We start from the raw sequence: 25097 nt of genomic DNA, 5'->3' as shown, positions 1-25097 counted from the left end.
CTCCCCCGCCTGTCCGGGAACGGTCGTGCGAATGCCTGAGGAGGCCGCTGTGCAGGGGGGACCAGCAACCACCGGGAACACTCCGGACACCGACCAACACCCACCCCTTCCAGCCCCCGCCCCACCCAGCGGCCGCACTTCGCGGCGCGGCGGTTTCGGAGCGGCGGACAGCTATACGCCCGGCATCCGATCTCGGCTCGGCGTCGAAGACAAGCCGTCACGGCTCGGAGCGACGCTGAAACGGGCCGCGCTGTTGGTGGCCGGACTCGTCGGGCAGACGGCCGCCCAGCTGCGGGCTCATGCACCGATCGTGCGAGACTGGACCGTCGAGCTGTGGGCGCGGCGGCCGCGGTCCCGGGCCGAAGCCGTCGAGTTGGCGCAGCGGGGGCGCGCGGAGGCGCGTCGGCAGTGGCCTGTAGTGCGGGCGTGGACCATTCAGCATCGCGTGTTGGTCGGCGGGATGACCGCGGTCCTGGTGTTCGCGAGCGCCGACGGGGCGCTGGGACTGATCCCCACCGACGCCGCTGTGGGTCCCCGTGTGGCAGTGCGTATTCCGGTGCAATATCCGCTGCAGATCCAGGCCACGCAGGAATCCTCGAAGCGGTACCTGGACGCCATCAACAACGGTGAACACCTGCGCGAACAGGCCGTGGTCTCGGCCGCCGCGGCGGCCACCCTGGAACGCGCGAAGGCGGAGGCCGCAGCGGCCGTGGCCGGGCAGCCGCAGCCATGGCTCACCCCGTCCCCGGACGCCACCCTCCCTCCCGGATTCGTCCTCCCGGGTGTCGGCGGTTTCGCGCTGCCGGCGAAGGGCCTGTTCACCTCCGGATTCGGCGCCCGCTGGGGCACTTTCCACGCGGGCATCGACATCGCCGCCCCGCTGGGTTCACCGATCTACGCGGTGGCCGCGGGCACGGTCATCGACGCGGGCCCGGCCCAGGGCTTCGGCCTGTGGGTCCGCATCCGCCACGACGACGGCGCCATCTCCGTCTACGGCCACATGTACGACTTCTCGGTCTCGGTCGGCGAACGCGTCCCCGCGGGCCTCCAGATCGCCCGCATCGGCAACCGCGGCGACTCCACCGGCCCCCACCTGCATTTCGAGATCATCATCAACGGCCAGCACGTCGACCCCCAACCCTGGCTCGCCCAGCGCGGCATCGTCCTCGGCTGATCCGCCCCCCGAATCCGGCGGTGCCGAACCGGAACACGACGACGCCCGCCCGAATCGGATTCGGGCGGGCGTTGTTTCGTCGGTGACTCAGTCCGCGGTGGGGATGGTGATGCGGCCTTCGGTGGCGGCCAGGGCGATGTCGGTGCGGAAGTGTCCGCCCGGCAGCTTGATTCCGGCGAGGCGGTCGTAGGCGTTCTTGCGGGCGGCGACGAGGTCCGCGCCCTGGCCGACGATGGCGAGGACGCGGCCGCCGGCGGAGATCAGGGCGCCGTCCTCGCGCTGGGCGGTGCCGGCGTGCAGGACCTCGGATTCGATTCCGGTGCCGGTGGATTCGGCGCCGGTGATGACGTCGCCGCTGCGCGGGCGGGCCGGGTAGTTCTCGGCGGCCAGCACGACGGTGACGGCGGCGCCGTCCTTCCAGCGCGGCGCGGCGACCTGGTCGAGGGTGCCGGTGGCGGTGGCGTGCAGGAGTTCGCCGAGCGGGCTGTCCAGCATGGCCAGCACGGCCTGGGTCTCGGGATCGCCGAAGCGGCAGTTGAATTCGACGACGGCGGGACCTGCCTGGCCCATGGCGAGACCGGCGTAGAGCAGGCCGCTGAACGGCACCCCGCGCTTCACCATCTCGGCGGCGACGGGCTTCACCACGTCGTCGACGATGGCCTGCAGGGCTTCCGCGGGCAGCCACGGCAGCGGCGTGTACGCGCCCATGCCGCCGGTGTTGGGTCCGGTGTCGCCGTCACCGACCCGCTTGTGGTCCTGGGCGGGCAGCAACGGCACCACCGTCTCGCCGTCGACCAGGCAGAACAGCGAAACCTCGGGGCCGTCGAGGAAGGATTCCAGCAGCACCGGATGGCCCAGCTCGAGCAGTTCCGCGCCGTGCTCCCGCGCGACCGACCGGTCCGGGGTCACCACGACGCCCTTACCCGCGGCCAGCCCGTCGTCCTTGACCACCCAGGTCGGGCCGAAACGGTCCAGCGCCGCATCCAATTCGCCCGGGTGATCCACGATCTCGCTGTGCGCGGTGCGCACCCCGGCCGCGTTCATGACGTCCTTGGCGAAGGCCTTGGAGCCCTCGATCCGCGCGGCGTCGGCCGACGGGCCGAACACCGGGATCCCGGCCGCGCGCACCGCGTCGGCGACCCCGAGCACCAGCGGCACCTCGGGCCCGACCACGACGAGATCGGCGGCCAGCTCCCGCGCCAGCGCCACCACTTCCTCCCCGGAGGTGGCGTCGACGGCCCGCACCTCGGCATGCTGGGCGATGCCCGCATTGCCGGGCGCCGCGTAGACCGCGGTCACCGCCGGGTCCTTGCGCAGTGCCAGGACGAGGGCATGTTCACGGGCTCCGGAACCGATGACGAGTACGCGCACGGCGAACAGCTTAGAGGGCTCCGCCCACCCACCGAAGAGCGGTCCAGCGACGCGACGGCGCAGCACCAGCGACACACCACCGGCGAGCGCTGGCGCCGCCGGCAGCGCAGCGGGCGGGGTGCCCAAGCCGTGCGCGAACGCATGCGGTCACGAGTCCAGACCCGTGCCCAGAGGTTCGGGGCGCGTCTCGTTCTGGACTGAGCGGAGCGGAGGAGCGAAGCGGGGAGCGGAGGGAGGGAAGAACGAGACCTCCAGCGCCCCGAACCCGCCCGCAGCGAAGCGGAGGGCAAACTATCCAGCATGGCTTCTGTTTTCTCCGCAATCATCGAAGGTCGGCTGCCGGGGCGGTTCGTCTGGGAGGACGACGAATTCGTCGCCTTCCTCACCATCGCGCCGGTGACGCCGGGGCACACGCTGGTGGTGCCGCGCAAGGAGATCGATCAGTGGCAGGACGTCGATCCGGGCACCATGGCGCGCCTGACCGGTGTCGCCCAGGTGATCGGCCAGGCGGTGCGCGCCGCGTGGGACGCCCCGCGTGCGGGCCTGCTGATCGCCGGCCTCGAGGTGCCGCATCTGCACGTGCACGTGTTCCCGGCGTTCCACATGGGTGACTTCGACATCAGCGGCGCCGACACCTCGCCGAGCCCGGAGTCCCTGGACGAGGCGCAGTCCAAGATCAAGCAGGCCCTGCGCGACCTCGGCCACGGCGCGAACGTCCCGGAGTAGCGGTCCCGTGCGCACCCGCCCGGGTGCGCATCCGGCTCACCCCTGTTCGCGGGGCAGCCGCACCGTGAAGGTGGCGCCCTCCCCCGGCACGCTGGTCACCGACACCGTGCCGCCGTGGGCGTCGACCAGCGCCTGCACGATCGAAAGTCCCAGTCCGGTACCACCGCTGTCCCGGCTGCGGGACATGTCGGTGCGATAGAAGCGTTCGAAGACCCGCTCGGCTTGTTCGCCGGAGAGCCCGGGCCCGGTGTCGGAGACCTCGATCAGCACGTCGCGGTCCTCGGGGGTCAGCCGCAACACCACCTCCGCCTCGGACGGCGTGTGCACGAGCGCGTTGTTGATCAGATTGGCCAGCACCTGCCGCAGCCGCGTCTCGTCGCCGATCAGCTCCAATGTGCCGGGGCCGGGCCGGATTTCGAGGTCGATCTTGCGTTCGGGCCCGTCCTGATGCTGGGCCGCGGCGAGCGCGCGCGCACTGTGCACGGCATCGCTGGCCAGCATGAGCAGGTCCACCGACCGTCGTTCCACGGGCCGTTGCGCGTCCAGCCGGGCCAGCATGAGCAGGTCCTCGACGAGCAGCCCCATCCGCTTGGATTCGCGTTCGATGCGGTCCATCAGCAGGTCCGGGTCGGTGATCGCGCCCTGCCGGTACAGCTCGGAGAAGCCTTTGATGGTGGTGAGCGGGGTGCGCAGTTCGTGGCTGGCGTCGGCGACGAAGCGCCGCATCTTGGCCTCGGAGCGCAGCGCCCCTTCCTCGGACGCCTCGGTGGCGGCGAAGGCCTGCTGGATCTGGGTGAGCATGGTGTTGAGCGACTGCGACAGGTGATCGACCTCGGTGTCGGTGCCGCGCACCGGAACTCGCCGATGCAGGTCACCGCCCGCGATGGCGGCCGCGGTGCCCTCGACCTCTCGCAGCGGGCGCAGACTGCGCCGGATCACCATGCGCGCCACCGCGGCCAACGCCGCCAGCACCAGCGCGCCGATCACCAGTTGCAGCACGATCAGCTTGTCGAGCAGCGAGTTCGTCTCGTCCATGCGCAGCGCGATGATGCTGGTGCCGTGGTCGTTGACGGTCTTGAGGACTCGCCATTCCTCGCCGGGCGCACCGACCGAGCCGACGGTCTCGGGCCGGTTGCCCAGGTCGTCGGGCACCTCCGGTTCCTGCACCCCGGCGGTCAGGATGAGCGTGGGCTGCCCGGCCGGGTCACGCACCTGCACCCAGTACAGGTGTGGCGGTCGTTCCCGCCCGCGCACGGTGGGCAGTGGTTCGGGTCGTTGCGCGCCGGGCGCGGCCCAACTGTGGGCGGCGTCGGACAGCTGCCGGTCGATCCGTTCGACCAGCACATTGCGCATCAGGGAGGTGACGGCGATGCCGGAGGCCAGCAGCCCGAGCCCGGCCAGCGACACCAGCGCCAGCACCAGCGTGGTGCGCAGCGGCACCGCGGCGAGCCGATCGGCGATCTTGCGGCGGATTCCGCGGGCCGCCTCGGCGGCGTTCACTGCACCGCCGTGCGACCGCGCGGCTCCCGCATCACGTAGCCGACCCCGCGCAGCGTGTGGATCAGCCGATCCGGCCCGGTGTCGACCTTCTTGCGCAGGTAGGACACGTACGTTTCGACCACGCCGACCTCGCCGCCGAAGTCGTAGCGCCACACGTGGTCCAGGATCCGCGGCTTGCTCAGCACGGTGCCGGCGTTGACCAGGAAGTACCGCAGCAGCGTGAATTCGGTGGGTGACAGGGCGACCGGTTCGCCCGCCTTCCACACCTCGTGGGTGTCGTCGTCGAGTTCGATGTCGGCGAACCGCAGCCGCGAGGACTTGGTTTCGGGCGCGGCCCGCCCGGATCGGCGCAGGATCACCCGCAGCCGAGCCACGACTTCTTCGAGGCTGAACGGCTTGGTGACGTAGTCGTCGGCGCCGAGGGTGAGCCCGGTGATCTTGTCATCGACGTCGTCGCGCGCGGTCAGGAACAGCACGGGCGCGTCGATCCCGTCGGCCCGCAGCCGCCGCAGCAGCCCGAAGCCGTCCATGCCGGGCATCATCACGTCGATGATCATGGCGTCGGGCCGGAAGGTCTTGGCCCGGTCGAGTCCTTCGGTGCCGCTGGCGGCGCTGGCCACCTCGAACCCTTGATACCGCAGGCTCACGGACAGCAACTCGACGATCATCGGCTCGTCGTCGACGACGAGCACTTTGGCCTCGGGTTCGCGTCCTTGCGCAGGCACACCGGTCATGACCTCATATTCTGCGCTGCCCCCGCGAGAACCCTGGCCAATCCCTGGGAGTTTCCTGGGAAGGCAAGGATCTTTCTGACCGGCCGCCGGCCCGATGCGAAACCGGCCACGCTCCCCACGACCGGCAGAAGTCGCGGGGAGGCGGAACAGAGCCCCCTGTCAGGATTGAACTGACGACCTTCGCTTTACAAGAGCGGTGCTCTACCACTGAGCTAAGGAGGCGGAAAGCGGTGCCATCATAACCGGGTTGGCCGGCTGCGCGGAAAAGCCGGCTTCCCGGTCGGAGCGATGCCGCGGCGAACACCGGGACGCGGCCGTGCGACGCTCGTGGCGTCGCCGGCCGCGTTCGGAAGTCGTTCGCGCAGTATCGGCCTAACCGCAGAGTGTCAGGACTGGGCCGCCTGACGAGCCGCGTCGTCCGCCGCCATGGCGTCACGCAGGCTCTTCGGACGCATGTCCGTCCAGTTCTTCTCTACGTACTCGACGCATGCGGCGCGGGAGTCCTCGCCGAACACGACTCGCCAACCCGCCGGGACCTCGGCGAAAGCCGGCCACAGAGAGTGCTGTTCCTCATCGTTGACCAGGACGAAGAACCGGCCGTCTTCGTCATCGAAGGGATTGGTGCTCATTTCACCTCACTGGATACTGGCGCTGTGTACGGGTACGTAGCGGATCGTTTCAGCCACCGCAGTGTTGGAACGAGCCCCCGACGTTGATTCGACCCTAGCAAGGCAGGCGTTACCGCTGGGCGGTTACCTACACTTCGTTCAGGCCACGAAGAATTCGACAAGGATCTTATTGACGACCTCCGGTTGTTCCAGGTAACCGAAGTGCCCGGCGTCGGGAACCTCCTGGTAGCGCGCACCCGGAATGATATCGGCGACCTCACGCGAAAGGTAGGGCGGGATCATCCGATCGTCGGCGAAGCCCAGCGCCAGGCAGGGCACCCGGATCGCCCGGTAGGCGACCCGGCGGTCGAAGTCGTGGTCCATGCGGCGTTGCGCCCGCACGCCGGGAGTGGCTGGGCCGCCGGTGAATTCGAACAGGTCGAGCCAGTCCCGGGCGGTGTGCGGGTCGGCCATGCTGGCCGGGGAGAGATTCATCAGGGCGGTCATCGCCGCCTCGAATTTGGCGGGCAGCTTGGTGCCGGAGTCATCGAGTTCCTGCTCGCCCAGTCCGAGAGTCTGCTGGAACTGGTCGAGCCGCGCGTGCCCGGCCATGAAGACGGCCTTGCGCACCAGGTCGGGCCGGGCCAGCGCGACTTCCTGCGCCACTCGCGAGCCCATCGACTGGCCGACCAGCAGGACCGGGCCTTCGCCGAGGAATTCGATGAGGGCGACGGTGTCGCGGACCAGGTCCTCGATGGTGATCCCGGCCGGCGATTCGAAGGAGGGCGCGATGCCGCGGTTGTCGAAGGTGCAGACCCGGTATCCGGCCGCGATGAGGGCGGGCACCTGGTGCAGTTCCCAGACGCGGCCGCCGCTGCCGGTGCCCATGACCATCACGACCAGCGGCGCTGATCCCTTGACGTCGGTGCCTTTGGACCGGTCTCCCTTGACCTGGTAGTTCAGCGAGATTCCGTTCACCGTCGCCAACGGCATGCTTGCGACCCCTTACATCAGATGTTCCACGCGTTCGTCCGTCCACCGTATAGGTCGCGCGCCCACGATCGTTTCGCTCGGGCGCTCCCGCCGGTCACCATTGCGGTTAGGGCTCGCAATGCACGCAGCGGTCGGACTCGACTTTCCTGGCAGATACGATGGACACCTCGCACCGAGCAGACTTCTCCGAGAGGACATGAGATGGCCGCGAAGACCGGCGCAAACGACATCGCGGACGACGATCTGGAACCGCTCGCCGACGAGACCGCACGCCAGGCCCAGCGTGTCGTGGCCGCCTACGCCACCGACGCCGACGAGTGCCGCATGCTGCTGTCGATGCTGGGCATCGCTCCGACGCGAGGCGAATAGGCCCGTGCACCCGGATAGCTCCGGCTCCGGTTTCGTCGTCGTCGCCAACCGGCTTCCGGTAGACCTGGAGCGACTGCCCGACGGCACCACCCGCTGGAAGCGCAGCCCCGGCGGACTGGTCACCGCACTGGAACCGGTACTGCGCAATAACAAGGGCGCCTGGGTCGGCTGGGCCGGCGTCCCGGACGTGGAACTCGAACCGATCGTCGAAGACGGTCTGGAACTGCATCCCGTCCCGTTGTCCGGCGACGAGGTCGCCGACTACTACGAGGGCTTCTCCAACGCCACCCTGTGGCCGCTGTATCACGACGTGATCGTGCGGCCGGTCTACGACCGCCAGTGGTGGCAGGCGTACGTGCAGGTGAACCGCCGCTTCGCCGAGTACACCGCCAAGGTGGCCGCCGAGGGCGCGACCGTGTGGGTGCAGGACTACCAGCTGCAGCTGGTGCCCAAGATGCTGCGCATGCTCCGCCCCGACCTGACCATCGGCTTCTTCCTGCACATTCCGTTCCCGCCGGTGGAACTGTTCATGCAGATGCCGTGGCGCACCGAGATCGTCGAGGGCCTGCTGGGCGCCGACCTGATCGGCTTCCATCTGCCCGGTGGCGCGCAGAACTTCCTGTATCTGGCCAGAAGGCTGGCCGGACAACCGACTTCGCGCGGCAATGTGGGTGTGCGCTCGAAACTCGGTGTGGTGCAGGTGGGTTTCCGCACCGTGCGAGTGGGCGCGTTCCCCATCTCCATCACCTCGACCGAACTGGACGAGTATTCGCGCCGCCGCGACGTTCGGGAGCGGGCCGCGAAAATCCGTGCGGAACTGGGCAATCCGAAGACGATCCTGCTGGGCGTCGACCGCCTCGACTACACCAAGGGCATCGACATCCGGCTGGCCGCGCTCGAGGAGCTGCTGCACGACGGGCGCATCGACCCCGCGGACACGGTGATGGTGCAGCTGGCCACGCCGAGCCGCGAACGCGTCGAGTCCTACATCCAGATGCGCGGCGATATCGAACGCCAGGTGGGCCGCATCAACGGCGAGTTCGCCCGGGTGGGTTACCCGGTGGTGCACTACCTGCACCGCCCCATCCCGCGCGAGGAGCTGATCGCGTTCTTCGTGGCCGCCGACGTCATGGTGGTGACACCGTTGCGCGACGGCATGAACCTGGTCGCCAAGGAGTACGTGGCCTGCCAGGGCAGCCTCAACGGCGCCCTGGTGCTGAGCGAATTCACCGGTGCGGCAGCGGAATTGCGGCAGGCCTACCTGTGCAACCCGCACGACCTGGACAGCGTCAAGGATGCGCTGCTCGGCGCGATCGACGACGACCGCGACACCCGCCGCCGGCGCATGCGCTCGCTGCGCCGTCAGGTCCTCACCCATGACGTCGACCGGTGGGCGCGCGCCTTCCTCGACGCCCTGGCCACCGATCGGGTCGCGGGCAGCGCGCTGCTCACCGACGACGACGTGGATCCGGACCTGATCCGCTGACCACGGAAACCGAACGCCCCCTGGATCTTCCAGGGGGCGTTCGTCGTTCTACAGCGCGTAGGTGACTCCGGTGAGCCGCTCCGAGGCTTCCCATACCCGCGCCGCCAGTTCCGGATCGAGCGCCTGTGCACTGGGTTCGTTCAGGATCGGGTAGCCCTTGGTGAAGCCGGACGGCCCGAAGAGATCTCCGGGCTGGACGGCGGGATCGGTGGCCGCCCGCAGTGTTGGGAGCGCACCCATTTCGACGGTCTGCATGGCGAACCGGAACACCCAGCGCAGCGACGGTCGCGACAGGAAGGTGACGGCGGGCCCGAGGTTCTGGGCGAAATCCGATTCGGCCGCCCCCGGATGCGCGGCGATCGACATCACTGCGGCGTCGGTGCCGTTGAGCCGCCGCTGCAACTCGAACGCGGTCAGCACATTGGCCAGCTTGGACTGCGCGTAAGCCTGGAATCCCTTGTAGGTCCGCCGTTCGAAGAACAGGTCATCGAGATCGATCGGGGCCTCCTTCTTGGAGGCGAACCCCGTGGTCACGGCCACCACCCGCCCGGCCGGCGCGGCCCGCAACAGATCCAGCACCTGCCCGGTGAACGCGAACGACCCGAGATGATTCGTCGCGAACGTCGTCTCGAACCCGTCCTCGGTGAGACTCCGGACCCGGCTCAGCATCCCAGCGTTGTTGACCAGCAGATCAACCTGCTCGACCTGGTCGTGCACCCGCACCGCGGCCTTGCCGACCGACTCCAGCGACGCCAAATCGAGTTCCACGAACAACAATTCGGCCGCCGGCACCTTGGCACGGATGAGATCGGCTGCCGCCCCGGCCTTCTCCGCACTGCGGCAGGCCATGACCACCCGCGCACCGCGTTCCGCGAGCCGCAGCGCCGTCTCCAGCCCGAGCCCGCCACTGGCCCCGGTGACAATCGCGGTGCGCCCGTTCAGATCCGGAATGTCGGCGGCAGTCCAGGGCGTCTTCTTCGTTCCCATGCACTACATCCTGAACGGTCGGCTTCCACTTTGCCCACCGAGACGTCCGGCCCGACCGAAAAGCGCGCAGCCCCGGCGAATCCGGAGCTGCGCGCTTGGTGTCGTGCTGGGTGATCCGCGATCAGATCGGGGTGACCTCGGAGACGAGCCAGCGGTCTCCGCTCTTGTCGAGGTCCACCCGGACTCGGCTGCCGCTGGCGGTGGCCTGGGGTTGGTCCTTGCTGGTGGTCATCTGGTTGAGGAACAGCAGCACCTTGGCGTGCTTGGTGTCGACGTCGATGACGCCGCCGGCCTGCGTGGAGGCGATGACGGTGAGCTGCTTCTCTTTGGCGCCGGGGGCGATGGATTCGTTGACGAGCTTGAGGTAGTCGTCCTTGAAGCCACCGGAGAGATCGTCGGCCACCTTCGGCAGCGCCTTGTCGACGGAGTTGAAGTCGTAGCTGAACATCGACTCCACCGTCTTGCGGGCCGCGGCCACCGAATCGGTGCGGGCGTGATCGAGCTGCTTCAGATGCCAGGCGTCGTAGCCGAACCAGCCGGCTGCCCCCAGCATGGCCACCATGACGGCCGCGATGGCCGAGATCCGGATGCGGTTCTTGGTCACGAGACGAACTCCAGCTTCGAGGCGGTGAAATGGTCACCGTCGTGGGTGATCGTCACCCGGAATCGGTAGACCCGCTGCTGCGGCTGATCCGAGCCGGCGTTGGTGAGGTTCTGCTTGGCGGCGACGAGGATCTGGGCGGAGTGGTCGTCGAAGGACTCGACGGCGGTCTCCACGACCTGGCCGCTGGCCTTCACGTTCGCCTGCTTGATGACATCGGCGTAAGCGTCGCTGCGGGAGGAGTATTCGTCCTTGAGCTGACCCGACGCCACCGCGAGCACCCGGTTGATGTCGTCCTTGACGGTGTCCACCTTGATGGTGGTGATGTTCAGGACGGCCTGCTTGGCAGTCTGGGTGTAGTCCGCGCGCAGCTGCTCGTTCTTGTCCGCGGTGTTGTGCGCCGGAATCCAGAAGATCAGGCTGGTCGCCAGCGCGACCAGGCACAGCACCGCCGCCGCGCCGAACAACAGGACCGGCCACTTGCGGCCGTCCTTCGACGCGTCGGCGTCGGCGTCGGCCTCGGAGTCCTCGGCGTCGGCCGCGACCGCCGGAGCGCCCTCGACCACCTCGAGCGACTCGTCCGCCGGCTCAGCCGATTCCGGCGCGTCCGAAGCGTCCCCCGCATCGTCGCCGGCTTCCGGCGTCACGACCGTCTGCACGGTCGTGGCGTCGGTTTCGGCGACCTCGGGGGTCTCGGCCTCGGGCGTCGCGGCAGCAGCCTCGACACCCGCGACCTGCACGGTGGTGACCTCCGCTATGGGTGCATCGCCGTCGTGGACCGGCGGTCCTTCTGACCGCACGGCCTTCCGCCGGGTCTTGCTGTTCACCACCGTGGGATCACTCATCGTTGTTGCTCCTGAAGCATTGTTTGCCAGTTAGCCGGCACGATGCCGGAACCATCGGGCCCGATATCGGCCTGGCGGGTGAGTACACCGTCCGGTCCGAGATACGTGCCACTCTTCGGATCGTACGTTCTCGTCGTCACACTCGCAGGCGCGGCTCCCGGTTGCCCGCCGGTCTCCAGCGAACTCGGAGTGAACGTGGGCTTGCCGTTGTTGTCCACCGGGTTCGGCTTACCGAAGGCCGGGTTGTCGCCGAGCGGCTGGTAACCCTCGGGCGAGTGGCACTGTTCGACGGTGGCCGCACGCCTGCCCGGCACGTCCATACAGGGGTTGTTGCGGACACCGCGGACCACGTCCGGGGAGTTCTGCGGAATCTTGCAGTACAGCCCCTTCGGGGTCTCCGGCCGCGGACCCGTGTAGTCGTTGGGCGAGCGCCGGTCGTCCGGTGCGAGGAAGCCCGTGGTGCAGCCCTTCGGATCATTGAGGCCGATCTTGAAGTCGACCTTGCCGCCGTACTCGGTCGGGCTGCCCTTGGCGAGCGTCATCAGCGCACCGATCAGCGGCGGGAAAACCACCAGCAACTGCTCCACGCTGGCGTGGTAGGTGACGCCGACCTGGCCGAGGCTGACCAGGTTCTGCGCCAGCAGCGGCACGGTGGGCTTCAGGTCATCGAACAGCTTGGTCGCCTTGTTGAGGGCGCCCGGGCCATTGTCGATCACGTTGCGCAGCGCCGGATCATGTTCGCGCAGTTGGTCGGTCACCGTCGCCAGATCCTTGGTCCACCCGCGGATGGCGGAGTCGGACTCGATCTGGGTGTCGAGCAGCGGGCCGATCTTGTCGATCAGATCCTTGGTGGCGTCGGTGTTGGTCTTGGCCTCCTGGACCAGCAGCGACGCGGAGTCGATCAGCCGTTCCAGATCGGGGCCGGCGCCGTTGAAGGCGACGAACGCCTCCTCGATCACCTGCTGCAGGCGGGTGTCGGCGACGCTGGAGAGCAGCCGGTCGGTGCGGTCCAGGATGCCGCCGATGTCCATCGGCAGCTTGGTGCGGTCGACCGGAATGACCGAACCGTCACGCAGGTTGCCGCCCTGCGGGTTGTCCTTGGGCACCAGATCCACGTACTGCTCACCGATGGCCGAGACCGACTTGACCCAGGCGTCCACATCGGACGGGATCTTGAAGTCGGAGTCGATGGACAGCTTGGCGTCGACGCCCTGCGGGGTCAGCACCACCGAATTCACCTTGCCCACATTGGTTCCGCGGTAGGCGACATTGGCGTGCTCGTACAGACCGCCGGTGGCGGCCAGCTGCACCGTCACGTCATACCGGCCGATGCCGAACATGGCGGGCAGCTTCACATACTCCCCACCCATCACCGTGATACCGATGACGGTCAGCACGGTGAAGATGGCGAGCTGAATCTTGACGAAGCGACTCAGTTTCATTTGCCCGGATCCCCTTGCGGCACGGTGATTCCGGGAATGGAGGGCAGGCCCGGAATGTTCAGGCCCGGCAGGCCGGGCACGGTCGGCGACGGCTGGGTCGAGGACGGTTGCTGCAGCGGGGTCTTGGCGGGATCGCCCTGATCGCTCGCCACGCCGGCCCCCTGGCCGAGCGCACCTTCCACACCGCCGAACCGTCCACCCAGCGGGGTTCCGGTCAGGAAGTTGGAATCCAGGCGAGCCGCGGTCAGATCGAAGGTGATCTTCACGTTCATGTAGTCGCCGCGGATGTACCGGTCGATGTACTTGAAGGGGAACGGGAAGGTCAGAATCATGTTCAGCGACCTGGCGAAGTTGTCGCTGGTGTTGGCGATCTGTTCCAGAGTCGGTCCCAGAGCGGCGATCTCGGCCTTCAGATCGTCACCGGCATTGTCGATGATCCGCTTCACCACATCGCTGAGGTCACCCACCGCGGTCAGCGTGTTGGTGATCTTCTCCCGCTTGTCGGCGAGCACGGTCAGCGCGGGATGGATGTTGTCGATGGCGCTGGCCACCCGATCCTTTTCCTGCGCAAGCGTTCCCGACACCCGGTCGAGCCCGCTCATGGCGTTGATGATGTCGGTGGTCTGGGCATTGAGGGTCCCGACCATCTGGTTCAGCTGCGGCAGCAGGTCGCGAATCGCGTCGGTGCGGCCGGTGAAGGCGGTGTTCAGCTCGTGGGTGATGTTCTCCAGCTGGCTGATACCGCCGCCGTTGAGCACCACCGACAGCGAGGACAGCGTCTGCTCGGTGGTCGGGTACACGCCCGCCCGATCCAGCGTGATGAGGTCACCGTCGTGCAGTTCACCGCTGGCCGGAACGTCGGTCGGCGAGGCCAATTCGACGTGATTGGAGCCCAGCAGCGAGGTCTGCCCGATCTTCGCGACGGCGTTGGCCGGCAGCTTCACGTTCTTGTCCAGGCCGATGGTGACCAGCGCGTGCCAGTTCTCCACATCGATCCCGGTGACGGTGCCGACGGTCACATCGTTCACCAGCACCGGCGAATTGCGGGTCAGCGTCGTGACATTCGGCATCTGCACCTTGATGTGCCAAGCATCGGAACCTGTTCCGGCGGAACCCGGCATGGAGACGGTGTTGAGACCGTCCCAATCACATCCGGTGGCGCTCAGAGCGACCGCGACACCGATCGCCAGGCCCGCCACCCTGCGGCGACGAGTATTCATCAGTTCCCTCCCGGAATGGCGAGACCCGACAGCCCGTTCGGGATCCCGACCGGCGCCCGTTCCCCTTGCGCGGCATAACGAGCGGCGACATCGGGCGTACTGGGCACCAGCTGGCTCGGCAGCGCCGTCGCGTTCGAGCCGTCGTTGAACAGCAGCGGCGGGTAGTTCATCGCCAGGTTTTGGATCACCGGGGCCAGATACTGCGCGCACATCTTGGCGCTCTCCTGGCCGTTACCGGTGGAAAGCGTGTCGATGGAGCCGCAGATGAAGCTCAAGGGTGAGTTGAAGCCGGCGAACACCGGATAGCCGGCGACGGTGCCCTGCGCGGGGTTGTACAGCTGATAGAAGTTCACCAGAGCGGTCGGCGCGGTGTGCAGCACCTGTTCGATCTGCGGTCTGCTCTGAACCAGCGTGTTGGTGACGTCGGCGAGCTGCGCCAGGTCGGTGCTCAACGCACCGCCGTGCGAGTCGAGGAACTTCTTCACGTCGGAGACCGCGGAGTCCAGGTTGTCCAAACCCGCTCCGAGATCACCGGATACGCCCGCCAGCACCTGCGACACCGACGCGAGCCGGCCGCCGAACTGCACGATCTGGTCGTTGCTCTTGGAGAGCACGTCCACGAACTGCTGCAGGTTCTTGATGGTGCCGAACAGGTCGGTGCGGCCGTCCGAGAGCGTGGTCAGCGTGGCCGACAGCTCCCGGAGGGTGTCGCGGAAGGCCTGGCCGTTGCCGTCGAGGTTGTCGGCGGCGGTGTTGACCAAGCGCCCGAACGAGCCCTGCTTGTCCTCGCCGACCGGCCCGAGAGAGGTCGCCAGCTTGTTCAATTCGGCCTTGATGTCGTCCCATTCGACCGGGACGGCGGTGCGCTCGAGCGGAATGACCGAGCCGTCGTGCATTTTCGCGCCGCCGGTGTAGGCGGGAGCCAGCTGGATGAAGCGGGCCGACACCACCGACGGGGAGACCAGCACGGCCTTGGCGTCGGCGGGGATGTCGATGCCGCGGTCGATGGTCATCTTGACCGTGGCCTTGTCCTTGCCCGGATCCACGGAGTCGATGGTGCCCACGCGGACACCGAGGATCCGCACCTCGTCGCCCTTGTACAGGCCGACGGTGGACGGGAAGTAGGCGGTGATCTGCGGCTTGCCGATCCGGGTGACCCCGGTGTACACGCCGCCGGCCACGATCGCGGCCAACGCCACGATCGCGACGACGCGAGTCCACCGCGGCAGGCCGCGGACCTTACCGAGCAATGTCGTCATTTCGGCAGCTCCGTGATAATCGGCTTTTGCTGAATGCCGCCGCTCTGCATGTTCTTGAACGCCTCGGGCAGGTTCTGCGGCCAGACCAGCGCGTCGGAGAGCAGCTGCAGCGCGGGACTGTTCCAGTTGACGATGTACGCCTGGAAGTACGGGCCGCTGCCGACCTGCTCGCCGAGCGCACCGGCGTAGGGGCCGAGCGCGTCGAGCGCGTCCGAGATGTTCTGCTTGTTCTTCTGCAGCAGCGCCAGCACCGAATTCAGCTTGTTCAGCGCCGGTTTCAGCGCCGCGTCGTTGTCGTTGACGAAACCGCTGAGCTGCTTGGCCAAGCCGTTGATGTAGGTAATCAGCTGAGTGATGGCGCCGCGGCGCGCATCCAGCTCACCGAGCAGTTGGTTGCCGTCCACGAGCAGCGAATTGATCTTCGCCGCCCGATCCGACAGCACCTTGGTGACGCCCTGGGCCTTGCCCAGCAGATCGGTCAGTGCCTTGTCGCGAGTATTGATGCTCTTGGACAGCTGGGTGATGCCGTCCAGCGCCGAGCGCAGCGGAGCCGGGGTGTCCTTGAAGGTGGTCGACAGCGCGTCCAGGGTCTTGTTGACCTGGTCCATGTCGAGATCCTTCACGGTGCCGGACAGATCCTGCAGCGCGTCGTTGAGCGAGTACGGAGACGTGGTGCGCTCCAAGGGAATCGGCTGATCGCGCTTCAGCGCGCCGTCCCCGGCCGGAGCCACCTCGAGCGACTTGCGGCCCAGCACCGTGTTCGTCTTGATCGCGGCGGAGGTCTTGGTGCCCAGCACGATCGACTCGTCGAGGGTGAAGGACACCTTCACCTTCGGGCCGTCCAGCGCCACCGTGTCCACCCGGCCCGACTTCACGCCGGCCACCTGGACCTGATCACCGGGCAGCAGCCCGCCCGCGTCCGAGAAGTACGCCGTGAACTGCGCACCCGAGCGGATGAACGGCAGCCGGTCGTACTGCAGGGCGGTGAGGCAGATGCTGATGATGACCACGATGCCGATGACACCGATGTTGATCACACGTTGTCCCATGATTTATCCACACCTCCCGTCGAACTGGCTGCCGGGCAGAGCGAGACGCACGTCCTTGCCGTCGGGTCCGGTGAACATGACGTCGGTGCTGCAGGCATAGATATTCAAGAACGATCCGTACGAGCCGATGCGAGTCAGCTTCTTGTAGGTTTCCGGCAGCGCCGAGAGCACCGTCTGGAACTCGCCACGGCTGTTGTCGAGCACTGTGGCCGCGCGGCCCAGCTGGTCAACCGTGTTCTTCAGGTCCGGTCGGACGGCCTTCAACAGCTCGGTGAGATCACCGGTGGCACCGGCGATCCGGGGCAGCGCCGCACCGATCGGGTCCTTGTCGGCGGCCAATCCGCTGACCAGCCGCTGCAATTCGTCCAGCGTGGTGCCGAACGCCTTGTCCCGGTCGTCGATGGTGGCCAGCACCGTCTTCAGATTCTCGATCACGCTGCCGATCAGGGCATCGCGCGAGGCGAGGGTCTTGCCGAAGTCACCGCCGCTGTTCAGCAGCGAGACCAGCGTGCCGCCCTGGCCCTGGAAGATCTGCAGCAGCGCCTCGGTCAGGCTGTTGACCTGGGTCGGATTCAGGCCGCGCAGTAGCGGTTTGAATCCGCCCAGCAGCATGTCCAGATCCAGCGCGGGCTTGGCGTGGTCGAGATCGATGGTGCCGCCGGAGCGCAGCGGGGTCGCCGAGCCCGGGCCGTCCATCAGTTCCAGGTAGCGGTCGCCGACCAGGTTCTCGTAGCGGATGGCCGCATTGGTGCTGGTGTAGACCCGGTACTTGCGGTCCACGTCGAAGTCGACGTGCGCCTTGTTGTCCTTGCCCACGTAGACCCGGCTCACCGAGCCGACCGGCACGCCCGCGATGCGCACCTTCGACCCGGGCAGCATGCCCGAGGACGAGGTGAACACCGCGTGATAACCGGTCTCGCGGGCGAACCGCATCTGGCTGAAGACGACCACCAGCAACGCCAGGATCAGCAGCATGGCGAGGCCGAAGACACTGAGTTTGACTGTGGTGGCGTGCGGTTTGAATTTCACTTCTTACCCACCCCCGGCAGCTGGTCGAAAAGGATCTCGAAGACGGTCTTGGACGGGCGCGGCTGCGTCAGCGGCGCCCAGATGTGGCCCTCCGAGGTATCGGTCATCAGGTAGTTGGCCTTCTGACCGCCCGTCAGGTCGACGGTGTTCTCGCAGTGCGGGCCACCGGTGGCGTTCACCTTGGGCAGGTCCTCGGGGAACTGGTACGGCGTACCGCTGGGCATGATGCTGGCGTTCATGGCGAAGGCCGGATACTTGCCACCGATGAGCGCGTCCATCAGCGGCAGGTTCTCACCGAAGGTCATGATGGTGCAGTAGAGCGCCGACCGGTACTCGAAGAGCAGATCCGTGGTGGGCCGCAACAGGTTCAGCGACTTGGTCAGATCAGCCTCGCTGGGCTTCAGCACCGAGTTCGAGGTGTCGGCCAGCCCGATGAGGTTGGCCAGCAGATCGTCCACGCGAGCCTGCTCATCGGTGATGGTCTTGCCGGTGACCTGCATGTTGTCGGTGATGCGCAGCAGATCCGGCACGGTGTCGGCGTAGGTGCCGGTGACCGAGGCGGTCTTGCGCAGATCGTCCTGCAGCGTCGGCAGCGAGGGGTTGATCTGCTTCAGGAACTCGTCGCTGTCCGAGAGCAGCAGGCCCAGCTTCTCGCCGCGACCTTGCAGGGCGGTGCCCAGCGCGGTCAGCGTGGCGTTCAGCTTCTCGGGCTGCACCTTGTTGAGCACGTCGCTCAAATGCTGGAAGAGCGTATTGAATTCGACCGTCACGCCCTCGGCCTGCACCACGGATCCCGCGTGCAGCGAGCCCGAGGGGTTCTGCGGCTCGACGAAGTTGATGTACTTCGCGCCGAACACGGTGGTGGAGTTGATGTCCACGGTCGCGTTGGCCGGCACCAGCTTCAGCTTGTCCGGATCCATGGCGAGTTCGATGCGCGCGCCCTGGGGCGTCTCGTTGATCGACTTGACGTGGCCGATCTCGACACCGCGGATCTTCACCTTGGCGTCGCGATCCATGACCAGACCCGCGCGCGGCGAATTGACCGTCACCAGTGCGGTATTGGTGAAACCACCGGAGAAACTCACCAGGCAGAACACCACCACGGCGACCAGGCCGAGCACGAGGCCGGCGCCGGCCAGCCGGATCACCCACCCCTGGTCGAGGTAGCGCTTCGGCGCCGGCTTCTGGACGAACGGCGTGCCGATCGGGCTCGCCATCCCGCCTTGTTGTTGGACCATGTTGTTCGTCCCGCCCCTACCCGGAGAGATGGAAATTGCCGGAGGTGCCGTAGATGGCCAGCGACATCAGCAGCGTCACCGTGACGACTGCGATCAGCGAGGCCCGCACCGCATTACCTACCGCCACGCCGACGCCGACCGGTCCGCCCGCGGCGTGATAGCCGTAGTAGGTGTGGATCAACATGACCGCCATGGCCATGAAGATCGCCTGCGCGAAGGACCAGAGAATGTCGCTGGGGATCAGGAAGGTCGAGAAGTAATGGTCGTACACACCGGCCGACTGGCCGTAGATCTGCACCGTCGCGAAGCGCGAGGCGATGAACGAGGCGATGACCGCCAATGAGTACAACGGGATGATGGCGAGGATGCCCGCCAGCATGCGGGTGCCCACCAGGAAGGGGATCGGCCGGATGGCCATCACCTCGAGGGCGTCGATCTCTTCGGAGACGCGCATGGCCCCCAATTGTGCCGTGGTACCGGCGCCCAGCGTCGCCGCCAGGCCGATGCCCGAAATAACCGGCGCCGCAATGCGAACGTTGATGAACGCCGCGAAGAAGCCGGTCAGTGCCTCGACACCGATATTGCCGAGCGAACTGTAACCCTGCACAGCGATGGTGCCACCGGCGGCGAGGGTCAGGAAGCCGACGATCACGACGGTGCCGCCGATGACCGCCAGTGCGCCCGTGCCCATGGAGATCTCGGCGATCAGCCGGATGGTCTCGGTGCGGTAGTGCACCAGCGCCTTGGGCACCGAGGCGATCGAGCGCGCGTAGAACACGGCGTGCTTGCCGACCGAATCGAGCGCGTCGGTGAAGCGCTGAAAGCGCTTGGTCACCTTGGGAAAACGAGACTGGATTACGAAAGCCATCAGATCACCGAGCCGCGAACTTGATGCTGATCGCGGTCATGACGACGTTGATGACGAACAAGGCCATGAAGGCGAAGACGACGGTCTGGTTCACGGCATCGCCGACACTCTTGGGACCGCCCTTGACGTTCAGGCCCAGGTAGCAGGCGACGAGACCGGCGACGAGACCGAACAGCATGGCCTTCACCTCGGAGATGACGAGCTCCGGCAGGTGGGTCAGCAGGGTGATGCCGTTGACGAAGGCGCCCGCGTTCACGCCCTGCAGGTAAACCGAGAAGACGAAGCCACCGAGGATGCCGATCGCGGCCACCAGGCCGTTGAGCAAGAAGGCCACGAACATCGAGGCCAGCACGCGCGGAACCACCAGGCGCTGAATCGGATCGATGCCGAGCACCTTCATGGCGTCGATCTCTTCGCGGATGGTGCGCGCGCCGAGGTCGGCGCAGATGGCCGTCGCGCCCGCGCCGGCCACGATGAGCACCGTGACCATCGGGCCGATCTGGGTGATCGCGCCGAAAGCCGCGCCCGCGCCGGAAAGGTCGGCCGCGCCGATCTCCCGCAAAAGAATATTGAGGGTGAAGACCACGAGCACGGTGAACGGAATCGCCACCATCAGTGTGGGAAACATGGAGACCCTGGCGATGAACCAGGACTGTTCGATGAATTCCCGTCGCTGGAACGGGGGCCGTACCACGGCGCGAGCGACCGCGCCGGCGAGTTCGAAGAACCCTCCGACCGCCCGCAGCGGTACGGCAAGGACTTCATTCATTCCCGCTATTCCTCCTGCCCCTGCCTAGCGATAGCAACCGAGATCTGACTGTGATCTCGGTCCCGCCGAAGATTAGAACACGTTCTCGTACGGTTCGGGAAGGTTTCCACTGGTTTGAACAGGCACTCTTTCTGAACCGGTGTCCAGTTTCGAGAACGTGTTCAGGTGAGCCTAACCGTCAGAGGTATGCCGCATTGTGAGGCGACACACATAGTTGATCCCCATTCCTACCAATGATCGATCTCGCGATCAACTGCAGGGTCGGGGGCCGGGTCTGTCAAGCAGACGCGCGGCCCCCACACCGGGAAATCGAGGTGAAAACCTCAGCCCAAGTCCTTCAGGGACGAGGCGGAGAAGGTTGCGTCCGAACCACGTTCGGCGAAGTAGCCGCCCAGGCTCGCGGCCAGGCCCTCACGGGTGAACTCACCCACCGCGTCGAAGCGCTGCTCGACCACGGGAGCCGCCATCAGGGCCACCATCGGGCCGTAGACGACGAACAGCTGGCCGGTGATGGCCTCGGCCGCCGGAGAGGCCAGGAAGGCCACCAGGCGGGCGACGTGATCGGGCGAGAGCGGGTCCGGGCCCTCGTCGGGAGCCGCGGAGAAGACGTTCTCGGTCATGGCGGTACGCGCGCGGGGCGCGATCGCGTTGGCGCGCACGCCGACCTGCTCCAGGGCACGGGCGGCCGACAGGGTCAGGGCGGTGATACCGGCCTTGGCCGCACCGTAGTTCGCCTGGCCGGCGGGACCGAGCAGACCGGCCTCGGAGGAGGTGTTGATGATGCGCCCGTAGACGGGGGCACCGGTCTCCTTGAACTTCGCGCGCCAGTAGGCGGCCGCATTGCGGGTCAGCAGGAAGTGACCGCGCAGGTGCACGGCGACGACCGCGTCGAAGTCCTCGTCGGACATGTTGAACAACATCTTGTCCCGGGTGATCCCGGCATTGTTCACCACGATGTCCAAGCCACCGAGGGACTCCTCGGCGGTACGGATGATGGCGTCGGCGGTGGACCGCTCGGCGATACTGCCGCCGACGAACTCCGCCTTCACGCCCAGCGCCCGGATATCGGCGAGGGTTGCGCTGACCGCGTCGTTTTCGGCAAGGTCGTTGACAATGACCGACGCGCCCGCGCGGGCCAGCTCCAGGGCTTCGGCCCGGCCGAGCCCGGCGCCGGCGCCGGTGACCACGGCAACCCGGCCGGAAAGACTCACATCAGATTCGCTCACGAGGCCGACTCTAGAACGTGTTCCACCCGCCGGGCAAGGACCGGCCCCGGCGGGCGGTGCCGGCCTCAGACCAGCTTCAGCGCCGCCTTGGGGCACTGCGCCACCGACGACTCGATGTCCTTGCGGTTGTCCTCGGTGACCGCGACCTCGTTGACGTGCAAGTTGTCGTCGTCATCGAGATCGAACACGTCAGGGGCGATTCCGACGCAGATACCGTTCGCTTCGCACTGATCGAAATCGACGATCACCTTCATAGTTCTCTCCTTCAACACAGGTTCCACCCGAGCCTAACAAGCAGACCCGTGCTCGGAACAGCAAAGTAGCCCTAACCGGAACCAATACTGGAACATGTTTCACTTGCGTGCGATGATCGGCTGAACCGAGAAACGAAGGCTAGAGGTACTGCTATGCGTATCGCCTACACGCCGCAACAGGAACAGCTGCGTGCCGAGCTGCGTGACTATTTCACCAAGCTCATCACTCCCGAACGGCGGCAAGCGCTTTCGGCCCAGACCGGCGAATACGGCGAGGGCAACGTCTACCGCGAGGTCGTCGAGGAGATGGGCCGCGACGGCTGGCTCGCCCTGGGCTGGCCCAAGGAGTACGGCGGCCAGGACCGGTCCACCATGGATCAGCTGATCTTCACCGACGAGGCCGCCATCGCCGGCGCCCCGGTGCCGTTCCTGACCATCAACTCGGTCGCGCCGACCATCATGCACTACGGCACCGAAGAGCAGAAGAAGTTCTTCCTGCCCAAGATCGCCGCCGGTCAGCTGCACTTCGCCATCGGCTATTCGGAGCCGGGCGCCGGCACCGACCTGGCCTCGCTGCGCACCTCCGCGGTCCGCGACGGCGACGACTGGATCATCAACGGCCAGAAGATGTGGACCTCCCTCATCGCCTACGCCGACTACGTGTGGCTGGCCGCCCGGACCGACCCGAGCGCCAAGAAGCACAAGGGCATCTCGATGTTCATCATGCCGACCGACGCCGAGGGCTTCTCCTGGACGCCCGTGCACACCATGGCCGGCCCGGACACCAGCGCCACCTACTACCAGGACGTGCGGGTCAAGCACTCCGACATGGTGGGCCCGGAGAACGGCGGCTGGGCGCTGGTCACCAACCAGCTCAACCACGAGCGGGTCGCGCTGACCTCGTCCGCGCCGCTGGCGCTGGCCGTCGCGCAGGTCACCGAGTGGGCGCGCAACACCAAGACCGCCAACGGCTCCCGCGTCATCGACCAGGAATGGGTGCAGGTCAGCCTGGCCCGGATCCACTCGAAGGTCGAATACCTGAAGCTCACCAACTGGGAGATCGCCTCGCGCGCCGACCAGGGCGGCGACGCCGCCCCGCGCCCGTGGGACGCCTCCGCCACCAAGGTCTACGGCACCGAACTGGCCACCGAGGCCTACCGGGCGCTGATGGAGATCCTCGGCCCGCAGGCCTACCTGCGCCAGGACTCGGCCGGCTCGCAGCTGCGCGGCCGCCTCGAGCGCATGCACCGCGCCTGCCTGATCCTCACCTTCGGCGGCGGCACCAACGAGGTGCAGCGCGACATCATCGCCATGACCGCCCTCAAGCAGCCCGCCGCCGCGCGCTAACTCGAAACCAAGGTACCCATCATGGATTTCACCCTCACCGAGGCGCAGCAGGATCTGGCCCGCCTCACCGCCGAGGTCACCGGCAAGCTCGTCACCGCCGACCGGCTGCGTGAACTCGACAAGAACACCGACGCGGCGGGCGACCGCACCGTGCGCTTCGACGACTCGCTGTGGAGCTCGCTCGCCGAGACCGGCGTGCTGGCCGCGGCCCTGCCGGAGACGGTGGGCGGCAGCGACTTCGGCGTGCTGGAGCAGACCGCCATCCTGCGCGAGATCGGCAAGTCCGTCGCCCCCGTGCCGTACCTGTGGTCGATCGTGCTCGGCGCCGGCGCGCTGGCCCAGTTCGGTTCCACCGCCCAGCGGGAGCTGGCCGCGCAGGCCGCGACCGGCGAGATCATCCTCACCGCGGCGCTGAGCGAGGAGCGCAACTGGGAGCTCGACAAGCCGGTCACCACCGCCATCGCGGGTGACGGCTGGCAGCTGACCGGCCTCAAGACCACCGTGCCCTTCGCCCGCCAGGCGGCCCGAATCCTGGTGTCCGCCAGCGTCGACGGCGCCCCCGCCGTCTTCCTGGTCGACCCGTCGCACGCCTCGGTGCGCGTCGAGGACCAGATCGTCACCGACCGCTCCCCCGAGGCCGAGGTCGAACTCGCCGGCACCCCCGCCGAACTGGTGGGCACCGTCGAACAGGGCGCCGAGATCCTGACCTGGCTGCTGGAGCGCGCCTGGCTCGGCCTGGCCGCCACCCAGCTCGGCGTGGTCGAGAAGGGCCTGGAACTGGTCGCCGACTACGCCCGCGAGCGCGAGCAGTTCAACCGCAAGATCGGTAGCTTCCAGGCCGTGGCCCAGCGCCTCGCCGACGGCTACATCGACGTGCAGGGCGTGCGCCTGGCCGTGCAGCAGGCCGCCTGGCTGCTGTCCGAGGGCCGCCCGGCCACCGCCGAGGTGCACACCGCCAAGTTCTGGGCCGCCGAGGCCGGTCACCGCGTCGCCCACACCGTGGTGCACGTGCACGGCGGCGTCGGCATCGACCGCGACCACATCGTGAACCAGTACTTCACCGCGGCCAAGCACAACGAGTTCGCGCTCGGCGGCGCGACCGATCACCTGCGCGCCCTGGGCGCGATGCTCGCCGACGCGCAGTAGGTAAGAACTCCACGCCCCTGCGGGCTGGTGAGACGCGGCCGACCCTGCAAAAGCGGCCGACGGCGAGGTAGTGGCTCCCATACCGGCCACCGCCTCGCCGTTTTTCATGTCCGAGGAACAGCGAACAGCCTGTCCGCGAACGGTTTACGCGGTCACGGCACCAGCGGGCCGACGAGCACCCGCTCGCCCTCCGCCCAGTTGCCCTGCCAGCTGAACGCGCTGTCCTTCAGCTCCTTGCGCTGCCACAGCGCCAGCAGCAGATCCGATGCGGTGCCGGAGATCTCGGCCACCGGCGTCCCCGGACCGTAGGTCCAGCTGTCGCCGGTGTCGGTGGCGCGCAGGCCGACCGCCGCGGTCGGCTCGCTCGCCAGGCCGCGCAGCACCATGCGCGGCGCGAACAGTTCGAACACCTCGGTGACACCGTCGGCCGCGAGCGCCGGCTCGAACGGCGCGGCGGCGCCCAGCGCGTCCTGCGCGTCCCACAGGTGCATGAGGGTTTCCTGCGCCCGGCGGCGCTGCCAGAACCCGACCTTGCGCGGCATCTGCGAGGTGAAGGTCCAGGCCGGGGTCTCGGGATCGACCGACACGGCCGCGAGGATCGACTTCACCGTGCCGTCGAACCAGGCCCGCAGCTCCACCGGGTCCTTGGGCGCGGGCTCGCCCTGAAAGTCTCCCCGCTGCTCCAGGACGGCAGTAGTGACCCACAGATTCCCCTGCCCGACATGGTCGACCAGGTCATAGAAGGTCCAGTCCCCGCAACTGGGAACGGGTGCGCTCGGATCGACCCCGGGGGTGATCAGCTCCCCGAACTCGTCCAACTTCTCACGCAAAACCGCCAGGAAATCCATGCGGCCCA

Annotated in this window: 25 protein-coding genes and 1 tRNA gene; 6 read left to right on the top strand and 20 right to left on the bottom strand. The window is 67.4% G+C overall.

The window, feature by feature from the left end:
• Positions 1-49 precede the first annotated feature (49 nt).
• Positions 50-1174 carry a M23 family metallopeptidase gene (locus ACYVKL_RS23555; RefSeq protein ID WP_379168077.1) on the top strand — a complete coding sequence of 375 codons (1125 nt, stop codon included), beginning with the start codon at positions 50-52 and terminating at the stop codon, positions 1172-1174.
• An 87-nt stretch (positions 1175-1261) separates the two neighbouring features.
• Here ACYVKL_RS23555 and purD read toward each other — a convergent pair whose 3' ends face one another.
• Positions 1262-2545 carry a phosphoribosylamine--glycine ligase gene (gene purD, locus ACYVKL_RS23550; RefSeq protein ID WP_379168075.1) on the bottom strand — a complete coding sequence of 428 codons (1284 nt, stop codon included), beginning with the start codon at positions 2543-2545 and terminating at the stop codon, positions 1262-1264.
• A 300-nt stretch (positions 2546-2845) separates the two neighbouring features.
• Between purD and ACYVKL_RS23545 the strand changes: the two genes are divergently transcribed.
• Positions 2846-3271, top strand: coding sequence for an HIT family protein (locus ACYVKL_RS23545; protein WP_379168073.1), 426 nt, complete (start codon positions 2846-2848; stop codon positions 3269-3271).
• Positions 3272-3307: 36 nt separating this feature from the next.
• Here ACYVKL_RS23545 and ACYVKL_RS23540 read toward each other — a convergent pair whose 3' ends face one another.
• The 5 genes from ACYVKL_RS23540 to ACYVKL_RS23520 form a co-directional block, all read right to left on the bottom strand.
• The gene (locus tag ACYVKL_RS23540; protein WP_379168071.1) at positions 3308-4771 is read right to left on the bottom strand and encodes a sensor histidine kinase; all 1464 of its coding nucleotides are present in this window, start codon (positions 4769-4771) and stop codon (positions 3308-3310) included.
• Positions 4768-5505, bottom strand: coding sequence for a response regulator transcription factor (locus ACYVKL_RS23535; RefSeq protein WP_213558257.1), 738 nt, complete (start codon positions 5503-5505; stop codon positions 4768-4770). Before ACYVKL_RS23535 ends, ACYVKL_RS23540 begins: the two co-directional genes overlap by 4 nt.
• A gap of 150 nt (positions 5506-5655) precedes the next feature.
• Positions 5656-5727, bottom strand: a tRNA-Thr gene (locus ACYVKL_RS23530).
• A 164-nt stretch (positions 5728-5891) separates the two neighbouring features.
• Entirely contained in the window at positions 5892-6134 is a 243-nt protein-coding gene (locus tag ACYVKL_RS23525; RefSeq protein WP_019931522.1) for an MbtH family protein, read from the bottom strand.
• A 138-nt stretch (positions 6135-6272) separates the two neighbouring features.
• Positions 6273-7106: an alpha/beta fold hydrolase gene (locus ACYVKL_RS23520; RefSeq protein ID WP_379168068.1), complete on the bottom strand. Its 834-nt coding sequence runs from the start codon at positions 7104-7106 to the stop codon at positions 6273-6275.
• A 201-nt stretch (positions 7107-7307) separates the two neighbouring features.
• Between ACYVKL_RS23520 and ACYVKL_RS23515 the strand changes: the two genes are divergently transcribed.
• Together ACYVKL_RS23515 and ACYVKL_RS23510 are read left to right on the top strand one after the other, a co-directional pair.
• Positions 7308-7475, top strand: coding sequence for a hypothetical protein (locus ACYVKL_RS23515; protein WP_167659823.1), 168 nt, complete (start codon positions 7308-7310; stop codon positions 7473-7475).
• A 4-nt stretch (positions 7476-7479) separates the two neighbouring features.
• A complete protein-coding gene (locus ACYVKL_RS23510) occupies positions 7480-8961 on the top strand; it encodes an alpha,alpha-trehalose-phosphate synthase (UDP-forming) (protein WP_379168066.1) in 1482 nt (493 codons plus the stop codon).
• A 48-nt stretch (positions 8962-9009) separates the two neighbouring features.
• On the opposite strand, the gene ACYVKL_RS23505 is transcribed toward ACYVKL_RS23510, so the two are convergent.
• The 13 genes from ACYVKL_RS23505 to ACYVKL_RS23445 all read right to left on the bottom strand — a co-directional run bounded on the left by ACYVKL_RS23505 (position 9010) and on the right by ACYVKL_RS23445 (position 21748).
• Positions 9010-9948 carry an oxidoreductase gene (locus ACYVKL_RS23505; protein WP_379168064.1) on the bottom strand — a complete coding sequence of 313 codons (939 nt, stop codon included), beginning with the start codon at positions 9946-9948 and terminating at the stop codon, positions 9010-9012.
• A gap of 121 nt (positions 9949-10069) precedes the next feature.
• Positions 10070-10552, bottom strand: coding sequence for a h domain protein (locus ACYVKL_RS23500; protein WP_379168062.1), 483 nt, complete (start codon positions 10550-10552; stop codon positions 10070-10072).
• Positions 10549-11394, bottom strand: coding sequence for a hypothetical protein (locus ACYVKL_RS23495; protein ID WP_379168060.1), 846 nt, complete (start codon positions 11392-11394; stop codon positions 10549-10551). The genes ACYVKL_RS23500 and ACYVKL_RS23495 overlap by 4 nt, the downstream gene beginning before the upstream one ends.
• Positions 11391-12836 carry an MCE family protein gene (locus ACYVKL_RS23490; protein WP_379168058.1) on the bottom strand — a complete coding sequence of 482 codons (1446 nt, stop codon included), beginning with the start codon at positions 12834-12836 and terminating at the stop codon, positions 11391-11393. Before ACYVKL_RS23490 ends, ACYVKL_RS23495 begins: the two co-directional genes overlap by 4 nt.
• The gene (locus tag ACYVKL_RS23485) at positions 12833-14056 is read right to left on the bottom strand and encodes an MCE family protein (RefSeq protein WP_379168057.1); all 1224 of its coding nucleotides are present in this window, start codon (positions 14054-14056) and stop codon (positions 12833-12835) included. Before ACYVKL_RS23485 ends, ACYVKL_RS23490 begins: the two co-directional genes overlap by 4 nt.
• A complete protein-coding gene (locus tag ACYVKL_RS23480; protein ID WP_379168055.1) occupies positions 14056-15315 on the bottom strand; it encodes an MCE family protein in 1260 nt (419 codons plus the stop codon). The genes ACYVKL_RS23485 and ACYVKL_RS23480 overlap by 1 nt, the downstream gene beginning before the upstream one ends.
• On the bottom strand, positions 15312-16364 hold the full coding sequence (locus ACYVKL_RS23475) for an MCE family protein (RefSeq protein WP_379168052.1): 1053 nt from the start codon (positions 16362-16364) through the stop codon (positions 15312-15314). Before ACYVKL_RS23475 ends, ACYVKL_RS23480 begins: the two co-directional genes overlap by 4 nt.
• A gap of 3 nt (positions 16365-16367) precedes the next feature.
• Complete coding sequence (locus ACYVKL_RS23470; RefSeq protein ID WP_379168050.1) at positions 16368-17393, bottom strand: MCE family protein; 1026 nt, start codon at positions 17391-17393, stop codon at positions 16368-16370.
• Positions 17390-18610, bottom strand: a complete 1221-nt coding sequence (locus ACYVKL_RS23465) for an MCE family protein (RefSeq protein WP_379168048.1) — start codon at positions 18608-18610, stop codon at positions 17390-17392. The genes ACYVKL_RS23470 and ACYVKL_RS23465 overlap by 4 nt, the downstream gene beginning before the upstream one ends.
• 37 nt (positions 18611-18647) lie before the next feature.
• Positions 18648-19499, bottom strand: coding sequence for an MlaE family ABC transporter permease (locus ACYVKL_RS23460; protein ID WP_379168046.1), 852 nt, complete (start codon positions 19497-19499; stop codon positions 18648-18650).
• Positions 19500-19503: 4 nt separating this feature from the next.
• Positions 19504-20268 (bottom strand): MlaE family ABC transporter permease, encoded by a 765-nt coding sequence (locus tag ACYVKL_RS23455; RefSeq protein WP_379168045.1) that lies wholly within the window; start codon positions 20266-20268, stop codon positions 19504-19506.
• A 323-nt stretch (positions 20269-20591) separates the two neighbouring features.
• Complete coding sequence (locus ACYVKL_RS23450; protein WP_213558269.1) at positions 20592-21494, bottom strand: 3-oxoacyl-ACP reductase; 903 nt, start codon at positions 21492-21494, stop codon at positions 20592-20594.
• A 65-nt stretch (positions 21495-21559) separates the two neighbouring features.
• Entirely contained in the window at positions 21560-21748 is a 189-nt protein-coding gene (locus ACYVKL_RS23445) for a ferredoxin (protein WP_213558270.1), read from the bottom strand.
• Between the two features lie 153 nt (positions 21749-21901).
• On the opposite strand from ACYVKL_RS23445, the gene ACYVKL_RS23440 reads away from it, so the two are divergent.
• Positions 21902-23095, top strand: coding sequence for an acyl-CoA dehydrogenase family protein (locus ACYVKL_RS23440; protein WP_213558271.1), 1194 nt, complete (start codon positions 21902-21904; stop codon positions 23093-23095).
• A gap of 21 nt (positions 23096-23116) precedes the next feature.
• Complete coding sequence (locus ACYVKL_RS23435) at positions 23117-24241, top strand: acyl-CoA dehydrogenase family protein (RefSeq protein WP_379168042.1); 1125 nt, start codon at positions 23117-23119, stop codon at positions 24239-24241.
• Positions 24242-24393: 152 nt separating this feature from the next.
• Here the strand turns inward: ACYVKL_RS23435 and ACYVKL_RS23430 are convergent, their stop codons facing one another.
• Positions 24394-25089, bottom strand: coding sequence for a maleylpyruvate isomerase family mycothiol-dependent enzyme (locus tag ACYVKL_RS23430; protein WP_379168039.1), 696 nt, complete (start codon positions 25087-25089; stop codon positions 24394-24396).
• Positions 25090-25097: the final 8 nt, after the last annotated feature.

The organism is Nocardia tengchongensis (assembly GCF_054781395.1).
The sequence above is the reverse complement of the archived record's forward strand: the minus strand, read 5'-3'. Positions and strand labels throughout refer to the sequence as shown.